This window comes from Janthinobacterium sp. AD80, assembly GCF_002878455.1.
Classification (GTDB): Bacteria; Pseudomonadota; Gammaproteobacteria; order Burkholderiales; family Burkholderiaceae_D; genus Janthinobacterium.
This window is the reverse complement of the sequence record NZ_NRDQ01000129.1, coordinates 1-7972: the sequence shown is the minus strand read 5'-3', so window position 1 is coordinate 7972 and position 7972 is coordinate 1. Positions and strand designations below refer to the sequence as shown.

The window sequence follows — 7972 nt, the reverse complement described above, 5'->3', positions numbered from 1 at the left end:
CAGCCAGCGGCGCGGCGACAGGCGCCGCCAGGGCCGCTGCGCTCGCTGGCGTCAGGGCCGCCACGTCGGCAGGTACGGCCGCTGCAGCGGGCACGTTCGCCCGCGAATTGGGCAGGATGCCGGCGATCGATGCCGCGCCCACCAGGCACAGGACGGTGACGGAAATGGCGGCGCCGGCCATCAAGGGGTGGATGCGGCTGGCGGTAGTCGTCGTGTTCATGTGTTCTCCTGGGGGGCAAAGTGTTGCGCTGTTGTTGATGTGTCCAGAGTAGCGGCCGCGCTTGTCCAAGGCTAGGCCTTGCGCTGTATCAAACGTAAGCAGGTGTAAGCCGCGCTTTGCAAAGCACAGTAGAATCGGTGCTTCCCTTTTCCGAAAGTCCGCCATGAGCCAGTTATTCACGCCGTATGCACTGGGGCCCCTGCAGGTGGCCAACCGCATCGCCATCGCCCCCATGTGCCAGTACTCGGCAGACAACGGCAACGCCACCGACTGGCACATGATCCACCTGGGGCACCTGGCCCTGTCCGGCGCCGGCTTGCTGATGACGGAAGCGACGGCCGTCTCGCCCGAGGGACGCATCTCGGCCGCGGACCTGGGCCTGTGGTCGGATGCGAATCAAGCTGCGCTGTCCAAGGTGGTGCAGGCGATCCGCCGCCACGCGCCGATTCCGCTGGTGGTGCAGCTGGGCCACGCGGGACGCAAGGCGTCGAGCCGCGCGCCGTGGGAAGGTGGTTCCTGCGTGCACCTGGCCGAAGGCGGCTGGCAAACGGTGGCGCCGTCCGCCATCGCCCATGCACCCGGTGAAACCGTGCCGATCGCCCTTGACGAGATGGGTTTGCTGCAAGTGAAGGGCGCCTTTGTCGCGGCCGCCCAGCGCGTGCATGCGCTCGGTATCGACGGCATCGAACTGCACGCGGCGCATGGCTATTTGCTGCACCAGTTCCTGTCGCCGCTGGCCAACCAGCGCACGGATGCGTATGGCGGCAGCCTGGAAAACCGCATGCGCTTTCCGCTCGAAGTGGTTGAAGCCGTGCGCGCCGCCGTGCCCGCCAGCGTGGCCGTGGGCGTGCGCATTTCCGCCACCGACTGGGTTGAGGGCGGCTGGGAAATCGAGCAAAGCGTGCGCTTCGCGCAGGAACTCAAGCAGCTGGGCGCCGACTTCATCCATGTTTCCAGCGGCGGCATCTCGCCGCAGCAGCAGATTCCCGTGGGTCCCGGCTACCAGGTGGCGTTTGCCGAGCGCATCAAGCGTGACAGCGGCTTGCCCACCATCAGCGTCGGTCTGATCACGCAAGCGCGGCAGGCGGAAAGCATCATCGCTGACGGCCAGTCCGACATGGTGGCGCTGGCGCGCGCCATCCTGTTCGATCCGCGCTGGCCATGGCATGCGGCGGCCGAGCTGGGCGCGCAAGTGCAGGCGCCGCCACAGTACTGGCGCTCGCAGCCGCGCGAATACAAGAATTTGTTCGGCGACACGGCACTGGGACAGCGCTGAGGCCGGTTCTGCTACACTGACGCTTCTTTCCCATTTCTCCAGGACGCTTCGACATGCGCCATTGATACTGCCGTGCTGTGCACGGCCTCGCCCTTCCCGCCAGCGCCACGTTGCGCCGCGCGGGTTCGCCAGCCCTGTCTGCACGTACAAGGAGTATCCATGCCCGCATTACTACAACTCGACCGTCTTTCCTTTGTGCTGCCCGATGGCCGCGCCCTGTTTTCCGATTTGCAATTTAGTTTTGCCCCACGGCGTATCGGCATCGTCGGCGATAACGGCGCGGGCAAGAGCGTACTGGCGCGCCTGCTGGCGGGCCAGCTCATGCCGTCGAGCGGCGCCGTGCGCCGCGATGGCAGCCTGCATTATGTGGCGCAGGAACTGGAGCCCGAGCGCTATCCCAGCGTGGCCGCGCTCGCCGGCATGGCGCCCTTGCTGGCCGCGCTGGAGCGCATCGCGGCAGGCAGCATCGATGACGCCGATTATGCGCTGGTGGGCGAGCGCTGGGATGCCCATGCCCGTTTGCGCCAGGCGCTCGACGCCATTGATTTGCGCCACGTGGATGCCGGCACGCCAACGGCCAGCCTGAGCGGAGGCGAGCGTCAGCGCATCGCCCTGCAGGGTGCCTGGCTGTCGCAGGCGGACTGGCTGGTGCTCGATGAACCGAGCAACCATCTCGATGCGCAGCAGCGTGCACGCCTGGTGGCGCAGATGGCGCGCTGGCCGGGTGGCTTGCTGCTGGTCAGCCATGATCGTGGCTTGCTGCAACACGTCGATGACATCGTTGAACTGTCGTCACAGGGCTTGCGCAGCTATGGCGGCAACTATGCCGCGTACGCGCAGCAGCGCGCGCTGGAACAGGCCGGATTCGCGGCGGCCCTGCAGGCGGAAAAGGCGGGTGCCAGACGCGGACAGCGCGAGGCGCAGCAGCAGATGGAGCGCCAGCAAAAGCGCGTGGCGCGCGGCGAACGTGATGGACGCGAAGGCAATCAAAGCAAGCTCTTGCTCGATGCCCGCAAGGAGAGCAGCCAGGATAGCCAGGGCAAGCTGCGCCTGCGCGCGCAAGAGGCGCAGCAGGCGCGCCAGCAAAAGGTGAGCGAGGCCAGCGCCCGCTGCGCGCCCGAGGTGGAACGCCTGCTGCTGGCGCCCGACAGTGCCGTGCCGAATGGCAAGCTGATCCTGGAATTGCGTGACCTGGTCTTGCCGTATGGCCAGGCGCAGCCAGTAAACCTGATCTTGAGCGGCCCGCGCCGCCTGGCCGTGACGGGTGACAATGGCAGCGGCAAGTCGACCCTGCTGCGCGTGATCGCCGGCCAGCTGGCGGCGGCCAGTGGCGATGTGCGCTGCCATGCCACGGTGGCGTGGCTGGACCAGCACGCGGGGACGCGCGACGGCGAGCTGAGCGCCGTGCAGCGCTTGCAGGCACGCAACAGCGTCTTGCCGGAAGGCGAGCTGCGCACGCGGCTGGCGCTGCTGGGCATTGCCGGTGCGCGCGCCACCGTGCCCAGCCGCTTGCTTAGCGGCGGCGAGCGCATGAAGGTGGCGCTGGCAGCCGAGCTGTACGCGCAGGCACCGCCGCAATTGCTGCTGCTGGACGAGCCCGACAATCACCTGGACGTGGCCAGCCTGCAGGCGCTGGAGCAGATGCTGGGGCAATACGCGGGCGCGCTACTTGTGGTATCGCACGATCAGGCGTTTTTGCAGGCGATAAACCTTGACCCAGAGGGCTTGACATTGCATAAGAGACAATCAAGTGAAAAAAGTCACGCTTCATGCCTGTAGAGCATGCTTCATGAATCGATGCTGAATTTTGTTTGATTGTCGGTATAATCCACTGAATAACCGGGCCTATTTGTGAACTAAAACTGCTGGTTCACCAATATGATGACGTTTAATCTGGCACTGTTGGCGGTCCATGACCGCGCAGCCGAGGCGACGTTTTCCTTGCCCTGCTGCTGATGAATTTCGGTTTCGTTTATATTGTTTTCTTGGAGAAATAGCATGTCGTTTTACGAAAAACTCAAGGCCCTCAACATCGAATTGCCAGTCGTTGCCGCGCCCGCTGCCGCTTACGTCATGCACGCCCGCACGGGCAACACCGTCTTCCTGTCCGGCCACCTGGCCAAGAAGGATGGCAAGGTCTGGGTTGGCCAGCTGGGCAAGGACGTCACCACGGAAGAAGGCAAAGTGGCCGCGCGCGGCATCGCCATCGAGCTGATCGCCACCCTGCAAGACGCGTGCGGCGGCGACTTGAACAAGGTCAAGCGCATCGTCAAGGTCATGAGCCTGGTCAATTCCACCTCCACATTCACGGAACAGCACCTGGTCACCAACGGTGCATCGGAACTGTTCGTTGAAGTCTTCGGCGACAGCGGCAAGCACGCGCGCTCCGCTTTCGGCGTGGCGCAGATCCCGCTGGGCGCTTGCGTCGAGATCGAACTGATCGCCGAACTGGCCTGACGCAGTAGCCTGACCACATGAGCATGCCGGCGCACATCCGCCGGCCAGCCCTTTCCTCCTTTCCAGCAAGAGCGGAACCGCCATTGGGGTGGAGGGAGAGCTGTATTCAAGAAAAAACGGAGACACGTAATGAAAACGAGTGAACAAGGCTTGCACCGCGGCCTGGGCGAGCGGCAGATCCGCCTGATGGCGCTGGGCGCCGCGATTGGCGTCGGCCTCTTCCTGGGTTCGGGCAACGCGATCAAGATGGCCGGTCCCGGCATCATGCTGTCGTATATTATCGGTGGCGCGGTGATCTTCATGATCATGCGCGCGCTGGGTGAAATGGCCGTGCACAATCCTGTCGCCGGCTCCTTCAGCCGCTATGCCCAGGATTACCTTGGCCCATTGCAAGGCTATCTGACGGGCTGGAATTACTGGTTCCTGTGGCTGGTCACCTGCGTGGCGGAAATTACCGCCGTCGCCATCTACATGGGTATCTGGTTCCCCGACACGCCGCGCTGGATCTGGGCCCTCGCTGCCCTCGGTTCCATGGGCGCCATCAACCTGCTGGCCGTGAAAGCCTACGGCGAGTTCGAGTTCTGGTTTGCCCTGATCAAGGTCGTCACCATCATCCTGATGATCATCGGCGGCGCCGGCATGATCATCTTCGGTTTCGGCAACGACGGCGTGGCCATCGGCATTTCGAACCTGTGGACGCATGGCGGCTTCTTCCCGAATGGCGCGCAGGGCGTGCTGATGTCACTGCAGATGGTGATGTTTGCCTACCTGGGCGTGGAAATGATCGGCCTGACGGCCGGCGAAGCGGCGAACCCGAAGAAGTCGATTCCGGACGCCATCAATTCCGTGTTCTGGCGCATCCTGATTTTCTATGTCGGCGCACTGTTCGTCATCCTGTCGATCTATCCATGGAATGAAATCGGCACCACCGGCAGTCCCTTCGTCATGACCTTCGAACGCCTGGGCATCAAGACGGCGGCCGGCATCATCAACTTTGTCGTGCTGACGGCGGCCTTGTCGTCGTGCAATGGCGGCATCTTCAGCACGGGCCGCATGCTGTACAACCTGGCGCTGCAAGGCCAGGCGCCGAAGGCGTTTGCGGAAACCACGGCCAGCGGCGTGCCGCGCCGCGCCATCCTGGTGTCGGTGTTTGCCTTGCTGCTGGGCGTGCTGCTGAACTACCTGGTGCCGGAAAAAGTGTTTATCTGGGTCACGTCGATCTCCACCTTCGGCGCCGTCTGGACCTGGGGCGTGATCCTGGTCACGCAGATCCAGTTCCGCAAGACCTTGACGCCGCTGGAAATCAAGAACCTGGCCTTCCGCATGCCGTTCGCGCCGTATGGTTCCTGGATTTCGCTGGCCTTCCTGGCGCTGGTGATCGGCCTGATGGCGTATTTCCCCGATACGCGCATCGCCCTGATGGTGGGGCCGGCCTGGCTGATCCTGCTGACGGTGCTGTATTACGTGCTGGGCCTGGCGCCGAAAGAGCGCCGCGACGACGTGCCGCAAGGCTACGAAGCGGGATGGCCACCGGCCGATGCCCCACGCGGCAAGAAATAATGCCCTTGATCTGAACTAATCCACAGCGCGCCCCTGCTCCAGCAGCGGCGCGCTTTTTATTTCATAGAAGCAATTTCTACTTTCGCCAGCACTGGTGCCGTTTTCCTGGCGCACGCCTGGCGTTGTTTCCTTGCATCAAAGTTCTGTTTGGCTGGGCCGATGAAAGCCCTATAATCGCTTAGTTTTGAAAATGGACGCGATCTTTCCGGTTTTTTGCCAGGTAGGGCCGGGGCGCCATTTTTATGTGTTTTTACCCGTCATGTTCCTAACAACACCTGACAAAACCGTAGCGAGCGTGAAGCGTTGTGGCCAAGAAGCGCAGCTGTGCGAATGCACAGTGAGCAGTGCAGGCCGCGCATCGCGATGCGCAGCAGGTTTTGCCAGGTGTTAAATGCATGCCTCATAAAGGAAGTTTAGTGAGCCAAACCCTGGTCCAGAAAATTTGCCGCACCAAGCCGATCGATACCACGGTCGAGTATGGTGAAGGCCTCAGCAGCAGTGGCTTGAGCCGGTCCATCGGCCTGTTTTCCCTTACCATGATCGGCGTCGGCGCCACCGTCGGCACGGGCATCTTCTTTACCATGGTGGAAGCCGTTCCCAAGGCGGGCCCGGCAGTTATCCTGTCCTTCCTGATCGCCGCCATCACGGCCGGCCTGACGGCGCTGTGCTATGCGGAGTTGTCGTTCCGCATTCCCGCCTCCGGCTCCTCGTACTCGTTTGCCTATGCCACCGTGGGCGAATTTCTCGCCTTCATCATGGCTGCCTGCCTGCTGCTGGAATACGGGCTGGCCGGCAGCGCCGTGGCCATCGGCTGGTCGTCCTACCTGAACAACTTCCTGGAAAATGCGTTTGGCTGGCATATTCCCGAGATGCTGCGCACGCCGATGATCGTTTCCGGCCCGCATGGCATGGAATTTCGCGCCGGCCACATCAATTTGCCGCCCATCCTGCTGATCTGCATGTGCGGCTTTTTGCTGCTGCGCGGCGCCAAGGAATCGGCGCTAATGAATGCCATCATGGTCGTCATCAAGCTGTCCATCCTCGTGTTCTTCATCGCCATTGCCTTCTCGGGCTTCAATGCCGACAACTTCGTGCCTTTCTTCAATAGCGACAATAGCAAGGGCTTTGCCGGCATGACGGGCGTGACGGCCGCCGCCGGCACCGTCTTCTTCTCCTTCATCGGCCTCGATACGGTGGCCACGGCGGGCGATGAAGTGAAAGATCCCAAGCGCAACGTGCCGCGCGGCATCCTGTACGGCTTGCTGATCGTCACCGTGTTTTATTTGCTGGTGGCCGTGGCCGCCCTCGGTGCACAGCAAGCCAAGCTGTTTGAAGGCCAGGAAGCGGGCCTGGCGGTGATCCTGCAAAACGTCACGGGCAAGACCTGGCCCGCATTGATCCTGTCGGCCGGCGCCGTCATTTCCGTCTTCAGCGTGACCCTGGTGACGATCTACGGCCAGACGCGCATCCTGTTCGCCGTCAGCCGCGACGGCCTGATCCCGAAATCGTTCCAGAAAATCCATCCACGCACCCTGGTGCCAGTCAGCAATACCATCATCGTCTGCCTGGTGGTGGCGCTGGTGGCCGGCACGGTCGATGCGACTTACCTGTGGGACATGGTCAGCATCGGTACCCTGACGGCCTTCATGGTGGTGTCCATTGCCGTGCCCGTGCTGCGCCACAAGCAGGGCGCCAACCGCATCGAAGGCTTCAGCGTGCCGTTCGGCCCGTACGTGATTCCCGGCATGAGCGTGTTTGCCTGCCTGTACATCATGCGCGACTTGCCGCATACGACCTTTGTCGTATTCAGCATCTGGATGGCGGTGACGGTGGCGATTTACTTCCTGTACAGCATGCGCCATTCGCATCTGGGCAAGAAGGCGAAGTGATCGTCGTTCATCCATTCAAAACCGCCGCGCTTGCCGGCGGTTTTTTTATTCTTAACCGGAATTTACATGATGAAAATAACTGACCTGACTGGATATGGCTTGCTGGCAAGCCTCCTGCTTGGCGCTACGGCACAGGCTGCTCCCGCTCCTGCAACTGAGCTGGCCTTGCGCGATTACCGCGCCGTGGCCTTGTCGGCCGATGGCCAGCGCATCGCCGCCATCGAATCGAGCAAGGCGGGCGAGCAGCCGCAGCGCCCGCATGCGGTCATCGTCGTGCGCGATGCGGCCAATGGCGCCATCGCGCAGCACATCGATCCTTGCGCCGTGTGTTCCTACGACAAGCCCAGCTGGTCCCCCGATGGCCGCCAACTGGCGTTCATCGCCTACGATGCCAAGGCTGGCCAGGCTACCTTGTACCGGGCCGTCATTGGCCAGCCGCAGCCGCAGGCCGTGCTCAGCTTGAAAGGCGTGGCCAGCACGGCGCGCTGGTCGCCCGATGGCAGACAGCTGGCCCTGCTGGCCACGGTGGGTGCGCGCAAGCTGGCCGGCGCCGTGGAAGCGGGCGCGCGC

General features: G+C 62.9%; 6 protein-coding genes and 1 pseudogene. 6 read left to right on the top strand and 1 reads right to left on the bottom strand.

Annotated features, from left to right (window positions below):
* Positions 1-220, bottom strand: a pseudogene (locus JaAD80_RS21800) (hypothetical protein); the annotation flags it as partial.
* A gap of 163 nt (positions 221-383) precedes the next feature.
* On the opposite strand from JaAD80_RS21800, the gene JaAD80_RS21795 reads away from it, so the two are divergent.
* From JaAD80_RS21795 to JaAD80_RS21770, 6 genes are all read left to right on the top strand, one after another.
* Positions 384-1496: an NADH:flavin oxidoreductase/NADH oxidase gene (locus JaAD80_RS21795; RefSeq protein ID WP_102297360.1), complete on the top strand. Its 1113-nt coding sequence runs from the start codon at positions 384-386 to the stop codon at positions 1494-1496.
* Between the two features lie 159 nt (positions 1497-1655).
* Positions 1656-3275, top strand: a complete 1620-nt coding sequence (locus tag JaAD80_RS21790; RefSeq protein ID WP_102297358.1) for an ABC-F family ATP-binding cassette domain-containing protein — start codon at positions 1656-1658, stop codon at positions 3273-3275.
* Positions 3276-3494: 219 nt separating this feature from the next.
* The gene (locus JaAD80_RS21785; RefSeq protein WP_102297355.1) at positions 3495-3953 is read left to right on the top strand and encodes a RidA family protein; all 459 of its coding nucleotides are present in this window, start codon (positions 3495-3497) and stop codon (positions 3951-3953) included.
* A 129-nt stretch (positions 3954-4082) separates the two neighbouring features.
* Positions 4083-5513, top strand: a complete 1431-nt coding sequence (locus tag JaAD80_RS21780) for an amino acid permease (protein WP_102297352.1) — start codon at positions 4083-4085, stop codon at positions 5511-5513.
* A 416-nt stretch (positions 5514-5929) separates the two neighbouring features.
* Positions 5930-7402: an amino acid permease gene (locus JaAD80_RS21775; protein ID WP_102297349.1), complete on the top strand. Its 1473-nt coding sequence runs from the start codon at positions 5930-5932 to the stop codon at positions 7400-7402.
* Between the two features lie 66 nt (positions 7403-7468).
* The coding region (locus tag JaAD80_RS21770) for a TolB family protein (RefSeq protein ID WP_374755264.1) at positions 7469-7972 on the top strand (504 nt) is incomplete at its 3' end.

Excerpts from the sequence above, each read along its gene's own strand:
- JaAD80_RS21795 (WP_102297360.1), top strand. The coding sequence starts at position 384 with ATGAGCCAGTTATTCACGCCGTATGCACTGGGGCCCCTGCAGGTGGCC.
- JaAD80_RS21790 (WP_102297358.1), top strand. The coding sequence starts at position 1,656 with ATGCCCGCATTACTACAACTCGACCGTCTTTCCTTTGTGCTGCCCGAT.
- JaAD80_RS21785 (WP_102297355.1), top strand. The coding sequence starts at position 3,495 with ATGTCGTTTTACGAAAAACTCAAGGCCCTCAACATCGAATTGCCAGTC.
- JaAD80_RS21780 (WP_102297352.1), top strand. The coding sequence starts at position 4,083 with ATGAAAACGAGTGAACAAGGCTTGCACCGCGGCCTGGGCGAGCGGCAG.